Consider the following 17,746-nt stretch of genomic DNA (forward strand, 5'->3'; position numbering starts at 1 on the left):
CAAATTAATTCAAAAACCAGAGAATTAGTGTTGAATTCGTGTTACAGAATGAAGTATTTGTAGCTCTATGCAGGCTACAAATATAAATTTTTATAAAATTACCTAAGAGGAACATTTTGAGCCAATTTGTATTATATTCATTAGACTATCATGATTCGTTGCATGAGTATTACCAAAAATTATTTCATTTACCTGGTTTTGTTCTTTTAGAAAGTACAGATCGCGCTTATGGGCGTTATGATATTATCAGTGCCTATCCTTATGATTTTATTCAAATCGATCAAAATGCTGAGGATTTACCAAATTTATTAAAAAAAATAAGTCTGCGCTTATCGCCAATATCCTCTGCGGCGGATCTTCCTTTTCAAGGCGGTGCTTTGGGTTATATTTCTTACGATCTTGGAGCAAAGTTATTAGGAATAGATTCCTGCATACACCCTACATTAGAAAATATGCCTTTGTTAGATCTTGGTTTGTATGATTGGGCAATTATCGTAGACCATCATAATAAAACCGTAACCGTATTTGCGGCAAATACACATCAATCAACAGCTATAATTGTTGATGAAGTATTGGAGTTGTGGAATAACCCTGCGAAACAACAGGATAATGCAGCTATTAAAGGTGATTTTACTCCTTTGATGAGCAAACCAAATTACATCAAAGCATTTTCTTCAGTTTACCAATTTCTAAAAGAAGGAAGGAGTTATCAGGTCAATCTGACTCAGCCATTTCACGTTGGTTATGAAGGGGACAGTTGGACTTTTTATAAAAAAGTTTGTTTGAAAAACCCTGTTCCTTATGCTGCTTTTTTACGAACAGCCCATGCTGATATTTTAAGTTTCTCCCCTGAACGGTTTCTATTGCATGAAGAGGGTAAATTAGTAACATCTCCTATTAAAGGGACAATAGGGCGCTCCACTAACCGTATGGAAGATGAAGAATTAAAAAGTAAATTGGCATCATGTGAAAAAAATCGAGCTGAGAATGTCATGATAGTTGATTTGTCGAGAAATGACTTAGGTAAAATTGCTCAACCAGGTTCAGTACACGTAACGAGTTTATGTGAGGTGCAAAGCTATAATTCAGTACATCATTTAGTAAGTACAATTGAAGCTCAATGCTCCGCTGCAATTCTGCCATTTGATGCATTTTTATCTTGTTTTCCTGGTGGTTCTATTACAGGAGCGCCAAAAGCTGAGTCTATACGAATTATTCATGAACAAGAGTGTTATGCACGAGGCATTTATTGTGGCTCCATAGGTTATTTTTCCCGGCATGGGCGCTTTGATACGAACATTGCTATTCGCACGGTTACAGCCAAAGAGAATACGTTACATTTAGCTGCTGGTGGTGGAATAGTGATTGACTCAAACTGGGAAGATGAATATCGTGAATGTTTTATCAAAATAGCAGCGGTTATTAATGGACTTAAATGAAATTAAAGGAAAAAAACTGACACATTCGGCTGTGGTTGTCTTGTATGAGCAATTATCTGATTCATTGATTCTGACACAACGTAGCGATAAATTGCGTGCGCATCCAGGAGAAATTTGTTTCCCAGGAGGTACCTGGGAAGAAGGAGATGAAAACTATTATGCTACTGCACTTAGAGAGTTGTATGAAGAGTTAGGAATTACCCAGGATCGTATCACTTTGATAAAAGAATTAAATATTCAAAAAACCCTTTTAGGGAAGATTATTCATCCTTGGTTTGCACGTATTGAAACGGTTCATCCTTACCAATTAAATGCTCAAGAAGTAACTCGTTTAATATCGATTCCAATGGCATTAGTCCAAGATGCCCAAAATTATAAAGATTTTATAGTTGAACGCAATGGCCGTCGTTATGCTACTTGTGAATTCACTGGAAATAAAGATTGGGTGTGGGGTGCGACCGCTCGCATAATGAGACAATTGGTAAAATAACACGTGCTAGAAAGAGTATCTTTATTTTGATTTTTGATGAAGAATATCCTGTGGTAAATTGGAACGAATCCAGGAAATAAGTTTCGCTTTTGCTCTCGGACCTGCTTTCTCTTTCTCACATCTCTGCCTACGCCCCGCGGCTTGTCCGTGGGGTCCAGTGTTTTAGCTGCAGATCGTTCTGGATCCCGCGGACAAGCCGCGGGACGTAGTAAGCAAGTATTGAATTTATATAGTAACGGCTGGTTTTTCTTCCGGGAGACTTGGTGATGCAGCATGAGAATCTTTAAGTGCTCGACGAAGAATTTTTCCCACATTTGTTTTAGGAAGCTCATCGTAAAATTCAACTAGCCTTGGAACTTTATAAGCTGTTAGGTGTTCTCGACAATAAGCAATCACTTGTTCTTCGGTTAAATCGGGATCTTTTTTTACAATGCATGCTTTAACACGTTCCCCCGATTCCTTGTCCACCACACCAACAACGCCCACCTCCAAAACGCCAGGATGCATTGCAATTACTTGTTCTACTTCATTTGGATAAACGTTAAATCCTGAGACAAGTAACATGTCTTTTTTTCGATCGACTAGATAAATAAAGCCTTCTTCATCCATTTTACCAATGTCCCCGGTTTTTAAATAACCATTTTTAGTGAACACCAATGCGGTTTCATCAGGTCGTTTCCAATATCCTGGGGTGACTTGAGGTCCTTTAACGCAAATTTCCCCGCTTGTTCCTATAGGTACTTCATGTTCATCATCATCAAGAATAATGACATCTGTAGAGGGAACAGGCACTCCTATACTTCCATTATATTCAGTCAGATTCATAGGATTCATAATGGCAGCAGGACTGGTTTCAGTTAATCCATAAGCTTCTAATACAGGTGTTTTGGTGACTTCATGCCATTTAAGTGCCACACTTTTTTGCAATGCCATACCACCTGCAAGTGAAATTTTTAGGTTGCTGAAATCAACTTCTTTAAAATCAGGCTGGTTTAGTAAACCATTAAACAGAGTATTAACTCCCGTAATTGCTGAAAAACGCACTTTTTTGATTTCTTTAACAAAGTGCTTCATATCACGGGGATTTGTAATCAGGACATTTTTTGCTCCTTGTTTTAAAAAGGTCAAACAATTCGCTGTAAGAGAGAAAATATGATAGAGAGGTATCGCTGTAATAATCGTTTCGTCACCATTTAATCCTACTATAGGCTTAATCCACGCTTCAGCTTGCAGGACATTGGAGATCATATTTCTATGAGTTAAAATAGCGCCTTTTGCTACACCTGTCGTACCACCGGTATATTGCAAAAAGGCAATATCGTCATGACCTAACGCTACATGATGTAACGTCGATTGTTTCCCTTCAAGCAAAGTATAATTAAAAGCTACCGCATGAGGGATATTATAAGCAGGTACCATTTTTTTTATGTATTTAATTATCGAATTGATAATAATTCGTTTCGGAGTTGGAAATAGATCTGCTATTTCAGTCACAATGACATGTTTTAATGTAGGAATGGAGCTTAACGCCTTTTCTACAGTTTTTGCAAAATTAGCAAGCACAATAATTGCTTCAGCACCTGAGTCATTCATCTGATGAATAAGCTCATCTGTGGTGTAAAGTGGATTTGTATTAACAACAATATAACCTGCGCGTAAGATGCCGAATAAGGCTACTGGGTATTGAAGAACATTGGGAAGCATGATTGCTATCCGAGCTCCTTTCTCCAGTTTGAGCTGTTGAAGATAAGCAGCAAAATCTCGACTTAACTCATCCAATTCGCCAAACGTAATACCACTCCCTAAATTGGTATACGCGGTTTTTTTAGCATAACGCGAGCAGGATTCTTTAAACAAATCTACGAGGGAAGAATACTGACTTGCGTCAATTTCATGTGGGACTCCTTTCTGATATTGTTCAAACCACCGTTTATCCACCTTAATATCCTTCTGTTATTGGTTTTCACATGTTAGTATAAACAAAAATATCGGTTATGGATATCATACTCATGGGTGAAAATACAACACAAACTCAAGCATTTAAGTTAAAAGGTCGTCTTTATACATTTACTGTATTACAGGTGTTAAATACGAACGCTGATGTTTTTTCGCAACAACTTGATGATACTATTGCCAAAGCACCTAAGTTATTTGAGCATACACCTGTTGTTTTTGACCTGTCTGCAGTACACCAATTAGAATTTGATTTACAGTCTTTACTCCAGAGTGCGCGTGCGCATGGTATGATTCCTGTTGCCATTCAAGGAGGGAGTGTATTGCATAATACTCTGGCTCAATGTCATGATTTAGCTGTATTGCATGCGTCTTCAACACAAGATAAACCTATTATTGAACAGCCGATTGAAAATAATAATCATTACGAAACAACAAAATCAATAACAAAATTAATTACTGCACCTGTACGTTCGGGGCAGCAAGTAGTGGCAAAAGGTGCCGATCTGGTGGTGACCTCTTCAGTAAGCCATGGCGCTGAATTACTGGCGGACGGTTGTATCCATGTCTATGGCGCTTTAAGGGGCAGAGCTTTGGCAGGAATCTCTGGAGATAAAGAGGCACGAATTTTTTGTCACTCCCTGGAGGCGGAATTGGTATCAATTGCTGGATTTTATCGCTTAAGTGATGCGATCGAACCTTATAATGGTCCTTGTCAAATTTATTTAATCGATGAACACATACAAATAGAGCCCTTATGATAGATGTTGTTTTTATTTCTGATCTTCATTTGCATCCTGAAGATCAGGCCATTCAGGAACGCTTTAATCATTTTCTTGAATGGGCTCGAGTTTCTGTTAGAAATATTTATATCCTGGGTGATTTTTTTCATGTGTGGGCAGGTGATGATGCTATTGATGATTGGAGCAGGGGCATTGCGCATCAGTTATTTTCTTTAAAAAAACAAGGGATTAACTTATTTTACATGCATGGTAATCGTGATTTCTTATTGGGAAAAACCTTTGCACGTCTGGCGGGATGGTCCATTTTATCTGAGCCGACTGTACTCCAATTGGGGTCGGAAAAAATATTGTTAGTGCATGGTGACCGGTATTGTACTAAAGATTTAGCACATCAGCGTTTTAGACGGTTAACTAGAAACAGGATATTTACTACTCTTTTTTTAAGTTTACCGCTGAAATACCGTGAGCGGTTGGTAAATCAAATACGTTATCGTAGCCAGATGAATAGCAACAAATCCATGGAAGAAATGGATGTGGTTGCTGAGGAAATTATAAAGCATATGTCATACTACCAAGTGACCCAATTAATCCATGGTCATACTCATAAACCGGGCATAACTTCTTATCAAAATAATTCTCAAAACTCAAAGCGTTATGTCCTGAGTGATTGGGATGACAAACCCCATCTGTTGTGTTATCATAATACAAAGGGGCTCTATTTTGCTCATTTGTAATTTTTTTAGAGAGGCTGGCTATGACTCAAAGTAAAAAAGATGAACTTGAAAGAAAAAAAGAAGAGGCGAATAAAGAGCTTGAAGAAGACATAGATCGGATCAATAAAGAAGAAAGTAAGAAAAAGCAAGACGAATCACTTGAAGCTGCACGATTTAAACATCAGCAAGAGTGGGCTAAGGTTATGGATGAGTTGAGAGAAAAACATAAAAGCATAAGCAAGAAAACAGGTAAAGAATCAACTCTTTGGGAAGACGTAATGGCGGAAGCTGACGATGTGATTAATTCAGAACAAACCTCCATCAATGACTGGCGCTCTAATATGATGTCCTTGCTAAATTTCTTTTCGAGACTTAATAAAGCAATGAATACATCGTCAACCCAGGTTGCTGGTGAAGCAGTAGATCGTATAAAGAAGGCTACCCACGAAATACCTATAGTTAGATCAATAACACATCCTAAAGAGTTTATATATGAAGGACTTAAATCAGCCATACTTCATAAAATTAAAGGCGACAAAGATATAAGCGTAGATGGCTTTAAACAGAAAGTTACGTTTAAGGATGGGAAAGTTGACATCGCTCCTTTAACTGATAAGAATGGTAATCCCTTACCCAAGCAACGCGACCAGTATGGAAGAGAAACCGAAAATGAAGCAGATAAAGCATTTAAAAAATTGGTTGATCTTTGGTTACAAGAAAACGATTATGTAATGGACTCTCAAACAAAAATTTATAAGCATTATCCGGATGGTACGCCATTAACTCAAAAAGATTTTGATGAATTACATAAGGGTTTAGGTAAGTTTTTAAAAGAAACCGCTTCCTTTAAATTTGAGGAACAAGAGAGCTTGCAATCAGGACTGACTCATAGTTAATCTTTATTAAGCTAATCCTTTAATGAGATTGCGGTATTCCGCTATGAAAGCGAAATACCGTATCAGTTGCTAAAATAAAATCATTTTCTAAAGATAAAAACAAATTCAGACGTTGCTCTATATCCCCGCCATATAATTTTGCCAAGCGCAGATAGTCTTCAAAATGACGGGCTTCTGATCGAATTAAAGTAGCGTAAAACTTTACTAAGTCCTGATCCTCAAGATAGGGGATGAGTGCATGAAAACGCTCACAAGAACGGGCCTCAATAATGGCACCAATTATCAGCTGATCGCATAAGCGCTGAAGGACATTCCTGCTGGTAACCTGCTTATGCATGTGAGTCGCATATCCTGATGGTTGCAAGGGACAAAATTGAATACCTTTTTGGGTCATCAGGTTAATGACTTTTTCAAAATGAAGTAACTCCTCCCGAGCTAAAGGCGACATTACCTCAACCAGTTCCTTTTTTTCCGGATACTTGCTGATAAAATTAATTGCAGTTGCTGCAGCTTTACGTTCACAATGTGCATGATCAATTAATAATAAAGGAATATGCTCCGCAGCGAAATCCAACCATACTTGCGGTGTTGTTATTTGGAGAAAATCATTTAATAATTGTAAATCAATATCTAATCGTTTTAACATCTGTGAAATACACTATACTTATCAAATAAAATGTCTTATATCATAGGATCTTTTTACAATTCTACTATTTTGGTCCTCAAGCTTTGATTTTTATGATCTGATTTTGTGCGCTGCGAAAAATCAAAGCCATGTGGTTCAATCTAGCGAATTGCAGACAGGCTCTATACTTTGAAAAATTTGAATTGGATGAAAAATGAACGGGGAAGAAATTGATAATGAATTAAGCAATTGGTTTTCAACTTACGGAATAATAACAGCTGAACGTATATTAGGTAGGTACCAAGTCAATCTAGCACAAACCGAATTAGTTGTAGCTATTAAAAGTCCATTTAGTTTTTATCATCGAATGCTGCAGGTTCCACTAAAAAGTGTACTTAATGGAATCATTTTGCAACAAGCAAATGATTATCATGTGTATGTACAAAAATTATTTATTGATTATTTATTGTCTGGAGAAAATTCTAAAGATGAAGAAGCCCAAGGTGCTGCAACACGTGAAGTTATAGAAAAAGAACGACAGCAATTAGTAGCGCTAGGTGATGAGTTTAATAATGTGCAAGGAGAACATGCCCATTTCATTGCTGCCAGTCAGGCTGTTTTGATAAAAATAGCTCAAGTGTTCAATACGGAATTGGAAAAGGCGATCACCACATTAAAGAGCGTACTTAAGAGTTCTGGCTTTTCAGAGAAAAAAAGTAAAATCCGACAGGCAATTAATCATGCTTTGATCTATTGCAATATGGCAGAAGTCCAAAACAATAAATATATTTTTATAGATAAAATGAATGAGGTTCTCAATGCATCATTATCGGAAGATTTAAAGGAGAAAATTATAAGTATTTTGTCCGAAATTTTGCAAATGGATATGGATTTTGATGAGCAGATAAGTGATTTTGTTGCACAAACTGAAGAATTAAGCAGGTCGGCTAATTCCTACCGCACTCAATTTTATGAGACAATCCTTCGCGTTGTTGAATTGTTAAAATCATTGCCTGAGTACAAAATTGATCCTGAGCAAGATGCCATAAATAGAGAGCCTTTATACTTTGATAAGAACATTGGCGCATTATGAGTTCTATTTTGATCGTTGAGATTATAATTGATAGAAAAATGAATTTATATTAGCCATATAGCCTGCATTTCATGTATAATATTGCACTTTAACTAAATTCCTATGGAGTGCGTGATGGCAAAAGAAACAACGTTGTCAATTATTAAACCTGATGCAGTAGCTAAATCGGTTATTGGACAAATTTATTCTCGTTTTGAAAATGCGGGCCTAAACATAATCGCTGCAAAAATGATGCAACTTTCTCGTGAACAAGCAGAAAATTTTTATGATATTCATCGTGCACGTCCTTTCTTTAAAGATTTAGTTGAGTTCATGATTTCTGGCCCTGTAATGGTTCAGGCATTACAAGGCGAAAGCGCTGTAATGAAAAATAGAGAAATTATGGGTGCAACAAACCCCAAAGAAGCTGCACCTGGAACCATACGTGCTGATTTTGCTGATAGTATTGATGCTAATGCAGTACATGGTTCAGACAGCCTTGAAAACGCAGCTCGTGAAATTGCCTTTTTCTTTGAACCACACGAAATTTGTGAAAGATAAGAAGAGTTAATGATATTAAGTTAAATTAGTTGGTTAAGCCTGTGGGTGAAGCACCTGTCTCTTGATCACATCTCTGCCTACGCCCCACGGCTTGTCCGTGGGGTTCAGTGTTTTAGGGCGGCTCTTCTGGATCCCGCGGACAAGCCGCGGTACATCGGAATAGAGCTGTACTGGATTTTAGCGATGTGTAGAAGATTCAGTTCGTTGTGCCCAGGACTATTTAACTTATGTCATTAAATTTGGAGCAAGAATGACACAAAAAGTAAATCTGCTTGATTACAATTATCAACAAATGCGTGAACTGCTACATAGCTGGGGAGAACAACCTTATCGAGCTCAGCAGATAATCCAATGGATTCATCAGGCCGGGTTTACTGAGTTCACAAAAATGTCAAATCTTAGCAAAGCCTTAAGAGAAAAACTGGCACAGCTGTCATGTGTTAAATTACCAGAAATTGTTGCGTGTCAAAAATCTAATGATGGCACCCATAAATGGCTCTTGAAACTGGAATGTGGTAATTGTATCGAAACGGTTTTTATTCCGGAAAGCAATCGCGGAACTTTGTGTGTTTCTTCACAAGTGGGATGTGCTTTGAATTGTTCCTTTTGTTCTACTGCAAAACAAGGTTTTAATCGCAATTTATCTACCGCCGAAATTATCGGCCAAGTTTGGTTGGCAGTCCGAGAATTATCACAACAAGAAGGAATTCATGACAAAAAAATAACAAATGTAGTCATGATGGGCATGGGAGAGCCATTACTTAATTTTGATAATGTGGTGTCCGCAATGAATATTATGATGGATGACTTTGCTTATGGATTATCGAAACGCCGTGTTACTTTAAGTACCTCAGGGGTTTTACCTGATCTCGAGCGTTTAAGAGAAATTAGTCCTGTTGCTTTGGCCGTTTCGCTGCATGCCCCAAATGATGAGTTAAGAAATGAGCTTGTTCCAATAAATAAGAAATATCCGTTGACTCAGTTAATGGCTTTATGCAAAAACTATTTTAAGAATGAACCTAGAAGAAAAGTAACTTTCGAATATGTGATGCTCAAGGGAGTTAATGATCAACCAGAGCATGCTAATCAATTGATAAAGTTGTTGCGAAATGTTCCCGCAAAAGTCAATTTAATCCCTTTTAATCCTTTTCCAATGACTCAATATGAGCGCTCATCCCAAGAAACAATTGATGCATTTAGAGATAGGTTAATCGCTCATGGTATTAATACGATTACTCGAAAAACACGGGGTGACGATATTGATGCAGCATGCGGGCAATTAGCTGGAGAGGTTAAGGATAGAACAAGTCGTTCTCAAAGATGGCAAAAATTGCATTTTATACCTAAAGCAAACCAAGAACAGCACGCAGCAGAATAGTGAAAAATGCCTTGGGTTTAACAAAGCAATTAATTCGGGAATCACAATAAAATCATTATTTGTGACAAATTATTTTTAATTTAGTTGTAAGCGGTTATAATGCGCTATCATTTCTAACCTTAGTGTGAAAATACTGTGTTGAAAAAGGTTTATCTCTTGCTTGTTATGACTTGCCTATTTTTGCAGGCATGCGCACATGATGGAGAAAGCGAAGAACAAAATTTTAAAAAACCGGATCTCAGTAAGGCTGCGTCATACAATGTTCAGTTAGGATTAGGGTATTTAAAGCAGGGTGATAGGCCAAGAGCGAAAAAAAAGATCCTTACTGCATTGGAGCAAGAGCCCACCTCACCTGATGTTAATTCGGCAATGGCTTATTATTTTGAACAAACCAAAGAATTAGATCAGGCAGAGAAATATTATTTGAAAGCCATATCACTAGCAAAAAATGGAGGCTCGCAACTTAACAATTACGGTGCCTTTTTATGTCGACAAGGTGATTATAAAAAAGCTGAGACTTACTTTTTAAAAGCCGTTAATGATTTAAAGTATTTGCATACTGCAGGAGCCTATGAAAATGCAGGCCTTTGCGCTTTATCAACCCCTAATGAGGATAAGGCAAAGCTTTATTTTGCAAAAGCATTAAATCAGGATCCTTTACGGAAAGTATCTTTTTATGAATTACTAAAACTTGAAATTAAGGCCAAACGAGATGCAGAGGCATTTGCGCTAATACAAAAGCATTCTGATTTAGTTTTGAATGACAGGGTATTATTATCTTTAGCCAAAGAGGTTTGTGATAAAGTTGGGCAACACACTTTAGCTGCAGAATATGAACAAAACATGAATAATTTGAATTCCAATATCGATAATAGTGGAGTAAATAATGACTATAACAACCACCACACTGGATGAGAATATAGTAGAGCATGATAAGAATCCAGGCGAGCAACTTGCCAGTATACGCGAACAAAAAGGGTACACAGTTGAGTATGTTGCCAATAAATTGCATTTAAGGGCTCGTATTATTGAATTAATTGAAAATAATGAATTTCATTTATTACCTGAGCCTGTTTTTGTTAAAGGATATTTGCGTGCGTATGCTAAGTTACTCGGCACATCTCCAGAGCCTTATCTGGCAATATTTAATGCTCAGTTTGTTGTCGAAAAAAAATCTGATCGAGCCCTCTTATGGCAGCAAAGCAAGCGTGAATCGCATAAAGCAGAACATATTATTCGTTGGTTTACAATTTTGTTTGCCTTAGGTGTGATTGTGGCTGTAGGAATGTGGTGGCAAAAAAATAGAGATACGCAACAGATATTTCCGACAAAGACAGCCCCTGTTGATTTATCATTAAATCAAACACCAACAATTGAAACTAAAGAACTTAAACTCACTGATATCTCAAAAATGCAATCTATGTTAGATCCAAAACCGGAAATGTCTCCTATGGAGAAGTTAGGTGACTGAACGAATTCAAGCAATACGTGGAATGAATGATATTTTGCCTGAGACAACAGTTTTTTGGCGTTCCATCGAACAGATTTTCGTGAGTGTATTGTCCAGTTATGGTTATCAGGAAATACGTTTCCCACTTATTGAAAGTACCCAGCTATTTAAGCGGACTATAGGTGAGGTAACTGATATAGTCGAAAAAGAAATGTATACTTTTAATGACTTAAACGGGGATAGTATTACTTTAAGGCCGGAAGGAACAGCTGGCTGTGTTCGTGCCTGCCTGCAAAATGGGCTTTTGCATAATCAGCAACAAAAATTGTGGTATATGGGACCAATGTTTCGTCATGAAAGACCACAGAAAGGACGGTATAGACAGTTCAATCAATTAGGTGTTGAAGCATTTGGTATGGCAGGTGCGATGGTTGAGTTGGAATTAATTTCTATATGCCGTAAGTTTTGGGAGGAATTAGGATTTGCAGATATTGTTCAATTACAAGTGAATACCTTAGGTGAGTTAACCGAGCGCCATCATTATAAAAAAATTCTCGTTGAGTATTTGACAGATCATGAAAATCAGTTGGATGAAGACAGCAAACGCAGGTTAACTCGAAATCCATTGCGTATTTTGGACAGTAAAAACCCAGAAATGCAACAGTTACTGGCAAATGCACCTAAACTGATTGATGTTCTTGGTGAAGAAAGTCGTGCACATTTCCGGTCTTTTTGCGATGGCTTGGATGCATTAAAGATCCCTTACGTAATTAATCCCGTTTTGGTGAGAGGTCTGGATTATTACGGACATACAGTGTTTGAATGGGTTACTGATAAATTAGGCAGTCAATCTACGGTATGTGCTGGAGGACGATACGATATATTAATCGAACAATTAGGCGGCAATCCAACCCCTGCAGTAGGTTTTGCATTAGGTATCGAAAGAATATACCTGCTTTTGGAAACCTTGAGTCTTCTGCAACAAGAGAGTAAAAAGAATGCATTATATCTTATTGCTACGAATGATCAGGCTGTGGTGCGTGGTCTTGTGATTTCCGAACGGATACGCAAGGCTTATCCAACAATAGAAGTGTCAGTAAATACTGCGGGTGGAAGTTTTAAAAGCCAATTCAAAAAAGCAGATAAAAGCGGTGCGCGCTTGGCGTTAATTTTAGGTGAAGATGAATTGGCTAAAGAACAAATTAGTATTAAAGATCTACGTAATGAGACTGAGCAAATTACAGTGGATCAAAATATGATTAATCAGGTCTTGAAAGATTATTTAGAGTGAGTGCGGGAGAATGTTATGTCAGTGTATATGACTGAAGAGGAACAACTAGAATCGATAAAGAAATGGTGGAAGCAATACGGTAATCTTGTCACCGTAGTATTATCGCTTATACTCTTTGGTATTGCCGGCTATCGATATTTGCATTGGCATCAAGCAAAGATTACTCAACAAGCTTCTGTGGCCTATGAGCAAATGATGGTTGCTCTTTCAAACCAAAATATCAAAGGGGTAAGAGCCTATGCTAATGAGTTGATTCATCAGCATAGTAGTACAGTTTACGCTGATGCGGCGCATCTGACACTTGCAAAAATCTATGTCTCAAAAAATAAACTGGATAAAGCTACAGATGAGCTGAAGGCGGTTGCTGCAAATAGTAAAATGCCGGCTTTAAAGCAAATTGCTAAAATTCGTATGGCGCGTATCTTTGCAGCTGAGAAGTCTTATACAAATGCTCTTAATGAATTAAGCAGCATCGATGATAAAACTTATTTACCAGTTATTAATGAATTAAAAGGCGACATTTATGGATCTACAGGCCAATATCAGGAAGCTATGAGCTCCTATAAACTGGCTTTAGATGAAGTAAAAAATAATGGAATGGGTAATCTATTTTTAGAAATGAAAACTAATGAGATAGCCAGTAAATCGCACTCAATGATTTCTGGAGATAAAAAGGTAAAGTCTGTATAACTACTATTAGTCCTACTTGTGGACGTAATAGATGATTTTTTATTGATACATTTTGTAAAAGTTGAGGTTTAATTTTCATGAAAATGAAATTATTTATTTTAATTCTCTGTGCCTTAGTTCAAGGATGTTCAAAACTTGATGACTATATGTTGGGCAAAGACAACACGCCAAAACCCAAAGAACTCAAGCTAATAAAGGATAAAATTAAAGTTGAGCAAAATTGGGCGGTGTCTGCTGGTAAATCATCAAAAAATAAAGAATATTTAAGGCTGAAACCAGTAGTTAAGAGCGGAGTTATTTATACCGCTGATGCCAGTGGATTAGTTCGTGCTATTAATAAGCATAATGGCGAGGTGAAATGGACTACGGCATTGAAACATGGCTTGGTTAGCGGCCCTGCTGTAGCCAGTGGATATATCGTTTTGGGTACCAATAACTCGTCATTGGTTGTATTAAATAAAAACAACGGTAATAAATTATGGCACAAAAAGGTTACTGGTGAAATTTTATCACCACCGGCTATCTTAGGTGGAAAAGTTATCGTGAAGACGATTGACGGCAAAGTTTACGCATTTAATGCAGCAGACGGAAAACAAATATGGATGGCAGAACATGGTTCACCCAGTTTAATCTTGAAGGCAAGCTCATCACCCGTTGGCATGGGAAATTTGGTGTTGATTGGTTTTTCTGATGGAAAATTAGATGCCCTGGATGTAAAAACAGGCCGTGTTATGTGGCAACGCAGCATTGCTTATGCATCAGGTCCAAGCGACGTGGAACGATTGGTTGATATTGATGCTGATCCAATTGTAGAAAATAATGTGGTTTATCTCGCCAGCTATCAAGGTTATATAGGGGCACTGTCTTTGTCAGATGGACAATTTATTTGGAGAAAACCAAGTTCCGTATATAAGAATATGGTTTTAAGCGGTAATACCTTATATGTAACAGACAGTCATGATGTCATTTGGTCCATTGATAAACGTAATGGTCAAGTTAATTGGAAACAGACTGGTCTAAAGGCAAGAATATTAACTGAACCTGCGTTAATAAAAAATGATTTAGTAGTAGGTGATAAAACCGGTTATCTACATTTTATTGATGCTCAAACAGGTGAAATTATAGCTCGCACAAAGGTTTCTGCAGGTGTCAGTATTTCTCCAAGCGTAGTTGGAAGAAAGTTATTTGTGTCAACAGACAACGGAATGCTTAATCAATTATCTGTGAGTTAATAAATGATCCCTGTGATTGCACTTGTTGGACGCCCTAATGTTGGTAAGTCTACTTTATTTAATAGACTTACCAAGACTCAAGACGCACTTGTTGCGGACTTTCCTGGTTTAACTCGTGACAGACAGTATGGTCAAGCTCAACATGAAAACAAACACTATATCGTTGTTGACACTGGCGGCATAGGTGTTGATGATATTGCTGTTGATAATTTAATGTCCAAACAATCGGAGATAGCGCTTAGTGAGGCTGATATTGTGCTTTTTTTGGTTGATGGACGAGCTGGTTTGACTGGAATAGATGAAAAAATTGCCAGCAATTTGCGTAAATTAAATAAAAAAGTCCACCTTGTTGTTAATAAAACCGAAGGGCTGGATGATGATGTTGCTTGTGCCGATTTCCATGGGTTAGGAATTGCTGATACTCACTCTATTTCTTCATCACATGGCAGTGGTATAAGCGCATTGCTGGATGATGTTTTATCGCCATTTGCAGCACAAGCAGATAAAAATGAAGAAGATAATGTAATTAAAATTGCCTTTGCTGGCCGCCCTAATGTTGGAAAATCAACTTTAATTAATCGAATTCTGGGTGAGGAACGAGTCGTTGTTTATGATATGCCTGGTACAACCAGAGACAGTATTGCAATTCCTTTTATCAGGGATGAACAGAACTACATTTTGATTGACACTGCAGGCGTTCGTAGAAAATCCCGAGTTGATGAAAAAATAGAAAAATTCTCTGTGATCAAAACGCTTCAAGCTATTGAAGAATCCAATGTATGCTTGCAAGTTCTGGATGCTAGAGAAGGAATTACTGATCAGGATATGAATTTGCTTGGGTTTATTATTGAATCCGGTAAAGCACTGGTTATTGCAGTGAATAAATGGGATGGCTTGGATGAAGAGCATAAGGAAAATGTAAAAAGCGAATTGTCCAGAAGATTGCATTTTGCGAATTTTGCCAAAATTAGGTTTATTTCGGCCTTGCATGGCAGTGGTGTTGGGGGATTATTTAAAGATATAAATGAAGCTTATGCTTCAGCCATTCAATCTTTTTCAACGCCACGGTTAACTCGTTTACTTCAAGATATCAGCACGAAACATACCCCTCCTTGTGTGAATGGTCGCAGGATAAAATTGAGGTATGCCCATCTTGGAGGCCACAACCCACCAGTAATTGTAATTCATGGGAATCAATTGGCTGATTTACCGGATAGCTACAAACGTTATCTGAATAATGAATTTATTAAACATCTGGGATTAATCGGAACGCCTTTAAAATTGGAGTTTAAAGGCGGAACAAATCCTTTTGCCAATAAAAAAGTTAAATTATCACAGCGCCAGGTGAATAAGAAAAGAAGATTAATGAGTCATGTTAAAAAGCGATCAAAAGGAAAAAAATAAGTGCTATTTGCGTTAGTATCGCTATTTCTTAGCAGGACCTAGATCTGAAACGGGATTTTCTTTTTGAATTTGCTCAAACATTTTTCTTGTAGACGTTTTGAAATGGAAAAAGCTGTTTCGTGGCGTATCAATAATTTGAGCATTTGCTTCGTGCTCAATGTACTGTTTAATATCATCCATTAAATCGTGTAAATTATGTTTACCACCTGTTAATTTATCGTATTGTTGTTGATAAAGAGTTTTTAATAATTCAAATTTTTTATAACTTTCGTCCATGCCCTTACTTGAACCAGACTTCGCTATTTTATCCATCCTTTTATACATGCGGTTCAAAATTTCCCACTCTTGCTTGTTTTCTGGATTTTTTAACACTGGAGGGGGTGGGGGATATATAAATAATTTGTCACTTATCTTGCCGTTACTTAAGTGCGCTTTAAATGGAAGCGATCTAAGAAAAAATGAAGAGACATTAGGTAATGATTCTGCGCTCATCGTGGCTTGAGTTAGATGTTTTGCAGCTGTTCTGCAGTTATTATCTAATGCAATTCCTTGTCTGATTTGTTCTGGATCATAATGAGTATTTCCATCTAAATCGGATAGATCAAGATCTTGGATTCTATTTTTTTTTGAGGTTGCTATATGGTCTAACCAGGTAAATCTTATTTCATCTTGCTCTGAAGGATCTCCGGTATCATTCACCCAATTTGAAGGGACAGCGAAGGCTGCGGCATTGGCTTTATGAGATATTTTCATCTCCTGCAGGAATTTAATAAGACTTCTATATTGACTTTGTGAAATAGAAAACGCTTGGATGTCAATAAGACTTTGACTTTTTTTTGGCATTCGTTCATTAGTTAAATATGTTCCTAGAAGCCCACCCCTACGACCAAACATTCCAATTACAAATTGTTCTTGTGTTTCAGAATCCTTAACACCTATTATCATATAAGAGTGATTTTTATAGCCACACACTGCCATGAAAAATTCAGGTTTTTTGCAAGTAAAACTATCTTGATCGTATTTATATCGCATATACCCAAAACCAAAGTAACATATTTTTACACTATTGGATAATTATATCATCTATATGGTAAGAATTAAATTAAAAAGAACGTTAATTAGTCTAGCTGAAATCATTAGCATATGATTGGCCTTGAAAAGACCCCAAATCCATCAAAAATATTTTTTGTGGACAAAACATATTTGGAGCCTGTTAAAGGCATCAAGAAAGGGTATTGGCATAATTACTAACAGTACAGAAAACTTATTTTTTAAATCCGTAAAGTTACTACATCACATGGAGCATGATTGACTGCAGCATGTGCTGTACTGCCCAAAAATGAGTGCAAACCTATAGAAGAATGACTCCCAATAATAATAAGTTGACAATTTAGCTCTTTCACTTTGCTAAAAATATGCTCTTTAACCGAGCCTACCTCAACAAATTGTTGCTCACGTGGAATATTAAAATTTTCTCCTATTAAAGATAATACAGTCTGTGCATCATCTTTGGCTGGGTTGGCTAATTCTGTAAAACCAAGTCCTTGGGCCAACTGAAAACTTGCAGGCAGTTCAATAACATGTAACAGGTATAATTTAGCGTCAAATTGTTTTGCAATCGCGATTGCTTTTTCTGTGAGATGATTATGTTCTTTAAGCAAATCCGTAGCAAATAAAATATTCTTATACATAGCAGCCTCACAATTGAGTTTATTATTCTAAATAATAGTCGATTCCTTGATATAAGTACCTATTTTACCTCATAAAATTTGAAATAATTTAGTTTGCCATTATGGCATTATTAAGTAT

General features: G+C 37.1%; 18 protein-coding genes. 14 read left to right on the forward strand and 4 right to left on the reverse strand.

The features are described 5' to 3' along the window. Positions 1 to 116 precede the first annotated feature (116 nt). A complete protein-coding gene (gene pabB, locus FOLKNPGA_RS08845; RefSeq protein WP_182352684.1) occupies positions 117 to 1,439 on the forward strand; it encodes an aminodeoxychorismate synthase component I in 1,323 nt (440 codons plus the stop codon). Beyond that, positions 1,426 to 1,929 (forward strand): CoA pyrophosphatase, encoded by a 504-nt coding sequence (locus FOLKNPGA_RS08850; RefSeq protein WP_182352685.1) that lies wholly within the window; start codon positions 1,426 to 1,428, stop codon positions 1,927 to 1,929. Before pabB ends, FOLKNPGA_RS08850 begins: the two co-directional genes overlap by 14 nt. 225 nt (positions 1,930 to 2,154) lie before the next feature. On the opposite strand, the gene FOLKNPGA_RS08855 is transcribed toward FOLKNPGA_RS08850, so the two are convergent. Further along, positions 2,155 to 3,867 carry an AMP-binding protein gene (locus FOLKNPGA_RS08855; RefSeq protein WP_182352686.1) on the reverse strand — a complete coding sequence of 571 codons (1,713 nt, stop codon included), beginning with the start codon at positions 3,865 to 3,867 and terminating at the stop codon, positions 2,155 to 2,157. Between the two features lie 71 nt (positions 3,868 to 3,938). On the opposite strand from FOLKNPGA_RS08855, the gene minC reads away from it, so the two are divergent. The 3 genes from minC to FOLKNPGA_RS08870 are packed head-to-tail and all read left to right on the forward strand — an operon-like array spanning position 3,939 to position 6,234. After that, entirely contained in the window at positions 3,939 to 4,643 is a 705-nt protein-coding gene (gene minC, locus FOLKNPGA_RS08860; RefSeq protein WP_182352687.1) for a septum site-determining protein MinC, read from the forward strand. Continuing rightward, positions 4,640 to 5,359, forward strand: a complete 720-nt coding sequence (locus tag FOLKNPGA_RS08865; RefSeq protein ID WP_182352688.1) for a UDP-2,3-diacylglucosamine diphosphatase — start codon at positions 4,640 to 4,642, stop codon at positions 5,357 to 5,359. The genes minC and FOLKNPGA_RS08865 overlap by 4 nt, the downstream gene beginning before the upstream one ends. Before the next feature lie 20 nt (positions 5,360 to 5,379). After that, entirely contained in the window at positions 5,380 to 6,234 is an 855-nt protein-coding gene (locus FOLKNPGA_RS08870) for a hypothetical protein (protein ID WP_182352689.1), read from the forward strand. A gap of 19 nt (positions 6,235 to 6,253) precedes the next feature. Here the strand turns inward: FOLKNPGA_RS08870 and FOLKNPGA_RS08875 are convergent, their stop codons facing one another. Further along, positions 6,254 to 6,880, reverse strand: coding sequence for a tRNA-(ms[2]io[6]A)-hydroxylase (locus tag FOLKNPGA_RS08875; protein ID WP_182352690.1), 627 nt, complete (start codon positions 6,878 to 6,880; stop codon positions 6,254 to 6,256). Between the two features lie 193 nt (positions 6,881 to 7,073). Between FOLKNPGA_RS08875 and FOLKNPGA_RS08880 the strand changes: the two genes are divergently transcribed. The 9 genes from FOLKNPGA_RS08880 (at position 7,074) to der (ending at position 15,937) form a co-directional block, all read left to right on the forward strand. Next, the gene (locus tag FOLKNPGA_RS08880; RefSeq protein ID WP_182352691.1) at positions 7,074 to 7,952 is read left to right on the forward strand and encodes a hypothetical protein; all 879 of its coding nucleotides are present in this window, start codon (positions 7,074 to 7,076) and stop codon (positions 7,950 to 7,952) included. A 114-nt stretch (positions 7,953 to 8,066) separates the two neighbouring features. Further along, complete coding sequence (gene ndk, locus FOLKNPGA_RS08885) at positions 8,067 to 8,492, forward strand: nucleoside-diphosphate kinase (RefSeq protein ID WP_182352692.1); 426 nt, start codon at positions 8,067 to 8,069, stop codon at positions 8,490 to 8,492. Positions 8,493 to 8,742: 250 nt separating this feature from the next. Continuing rightward, positions 8,743 to 9,870, forward strand: coding sequence for a 23S rRNA (adenine(2503)-C(2))-methyltransferase RlmN (rlmN, locus tag FOLKNPGA_RS08890; protein ID WP_182352693.1), 1,128 nt, complete (start codon positions 8,743 to 8,745; stop codon positions 9,868 to 9,870). A 135-nt stretch (positions 9,871 to 10,005) separates the two neighbouring features. Continuing rightward, complete coding sequence (gene pilW / locus FOLKNPGA_RS08895) at positions 10,006 to 10,785, forward strand: type IV pilus biogenesis/stability protein PilW (RefSeq protein WP_182352694.1); 780 nt, start codon at positions 10,006 to 10,008, stop codon at positions 10,783 to 10,785. Then, on the forward strand, positions 10,757 to 11,341 hold the full coding sequence (locus FOLKNPGA_RS08900; protein WP_182352695.1) for a helix-turn-helix domain-containing protein: 585 nt from the start codon (positions 10,757 to 10,759) through the stop codon (positions 11,339 to 11,341). Before pilW ends, FOLKNPGA_RS08900 begins: the two co-directional genes overlap by 29 nt. Before the next feature lie 22 nt (positions 11,342 to 11,363). Next, positions 11,364 to 12,611, forward strand: a complete 1,248-nt coding sequence (gene hisS / locus FOLKNPGA_RS08905) for a histidine--tRNA ligase (protein WP_220471064.1) — start codon at positions 11,364 to 11,366, stop codon at positions 12,609 to 12,611. A 15-nt stretch (positions 12,612 to 12,626) separates the two neighbouring features. Next, positions 12,627 to 13,301 (forward strand): tetratricopeptide repeat protein, encoded by a 675-nt coding sequence (locus tag FOLKNPGA_RS08910; protein ID WP_182352697.1) that lies wholly within the window; start codon positions 12,627 to 12,629, stop codon positions 13,299 to 13,301. Between the two features lie 77 nt (positions 13,302 to 13,378). Further along, a complete protein-coding gene (bamB, locus tag FOLKNPGA_RS08915) occupies positions 13,379 to 14,533 on the forward strand; it encodes an outer membrane protein assembly factor BamB (protein WP_182352698.1) in 1,155 nt (384 codons plus the stop codon). Positions 14,534 to 14,536: 3 nt separating this feature from the next. Further along, complete coding sequence (der, locus tag FOLKNPGA_RS08920) at positions 14,537 to 15,937, forward strand: ribosome biogenesis GTPase Der (protein WP_182352699.1); 1,401 nt, start codon at positions 14,537 to 14,539, stop codon at positions 15,935 to 15,937. Positions 15,938 to 15,958: 21 nt separating this feature from the next. On the opposite strand, the gene FOLKNPGA_RS08925 is transcribed toward der, so the two are convergent. Beyond that, the gene (locus FOLKNPGA_RS08925) at positions 15,959 to 16,969 is read right to left on the reverse strand and encodes a hypothetical protein (protein WP_182352700.1); all 1,011 of its coding nucleotides are present in this window, start codon (positions 16,967 to 16,969) and stop codon (positions 15,959 to 15,961) included. Positions 16,970 to 17,208: 239 nt separating this feature from the next. Continuing rightward, entirely contained in the window at positions 17,209 to 17,628 is a 420-nt protein-coding gene (locus tag FOLKNPGA_RS08930) for a universal stress protein (protein ID WP_182352701.1), read from the reverse strand. Positions 17,629 to 17,746: the final 118 nt, after the last annotated feature.

The sequence above is a fragment of the Legionella sp. PC1000 genome (genome assembly GCF_014109805.1).
Classification (GTDB): domain Bacteria; phylum Pseudomonadota; class Gammaproteobacteria; order Legionellales; family Legionellaceae; genus Legionella; species Legionella resiliens.

Coding starts and splice junctions, on each gene's coding strand:
- FOLKNPGA_RS08850 (WP_182352685.1), top strand. CDS start 1,426: ATGGACTTAAATGAAATTAAAGGAAAAAAACTGACACATTCGGCTGTG.
- minC (WP_182352687.1), top strand. CDS start 3,939: ATGGGTGAAAATACAACACAAACTCAAGCATTTAAGTTAAAAGGTCGT.
- FOLKNPGA_RS08865 (WP_182352688.1), top strand. CDS start 4,640: ATGATAGATGTTGTTTTTATTTCTGATCTTCATTTGCATCCTGAAGAT.
- FOLKNPGA_RS08870 (WP_182352689.1), top strand. CDS start 5,380: ATGACTCAAAGTAAAAAAGATGAACTTGAAAGAAAAAAAGAAGAGGCG.
- FOLKNPGA_RS08875 (WP_182352690.1), bottom strand. CDS start 6,880: ATGTTAAAACGATTAGATATTGATTTACAATTATTAAATGATTTTCTC.
- FOLKNPGA_RS08880 (WP_182352691.1), top strand. CDS start 7,074: ATGAACGGGGAAGAAATTGATAATGAATTAAGCAATTGGTTTTCAACT.
- ndk (WP_182352692.1), top strand. CDS start 8,067: ATGGCAAAAGAAACAACGTTGTCAATTATTAAACCTGATGCAGTAGCT.
- rlmN (WP_182352693.1), top strand. CDS start 8,743: ATGACACAAAAAGTAAATCTGCTTGATTACAATTATCAACAAATGCGT.
- FOLKNPGA_RS08900 (WP_182352695.1), top strand. CDS start 10,757: ATGACTATAACAACCACCACACTGGATGAGAATATAGTAGAGCATGAT.
- hisS (WP_220471064.1), top strand. CDS start 11,364: ATGAATGATATTTTGCCTGAGACAACAGTTTTTTGGCGTTCCATCGAA.
- FOLKNPGA_RS08910 (WP_182352697.1), top strand. CDS start 12,627: ATGTCAGTGTATATGACTGAAGAGGAACAACTAGAATCGATAAAGAAA.
- bamB (WP_182352698.1), top strand. CDS start 13,379: ATGAAAATGAAATTATTTATTTTAATTCTCTGTGCCTTAGTTCAAGGA.
- der (WP_182352699.1), top strand. CDS start 14,537: ATGATCCCTGTGATTGCACTTGTTGGACGCCCTAATGTTGGTAAGTCT.
- FOLKNPGA_RS08925 (WP_182352700.1), bottom strand. CDS start 16,969: ATGCGATATAAATACGATCAAGATAGTTTTACTTGCAAAAAACCTGAA.
- FOLKNPGA_RS08930 (WP_182352701.1), bottom strand. CDS start 17,628: ATGTATAAGAATATTTTATTTGCTACGGATTTGCTTAAAGAACATAAT.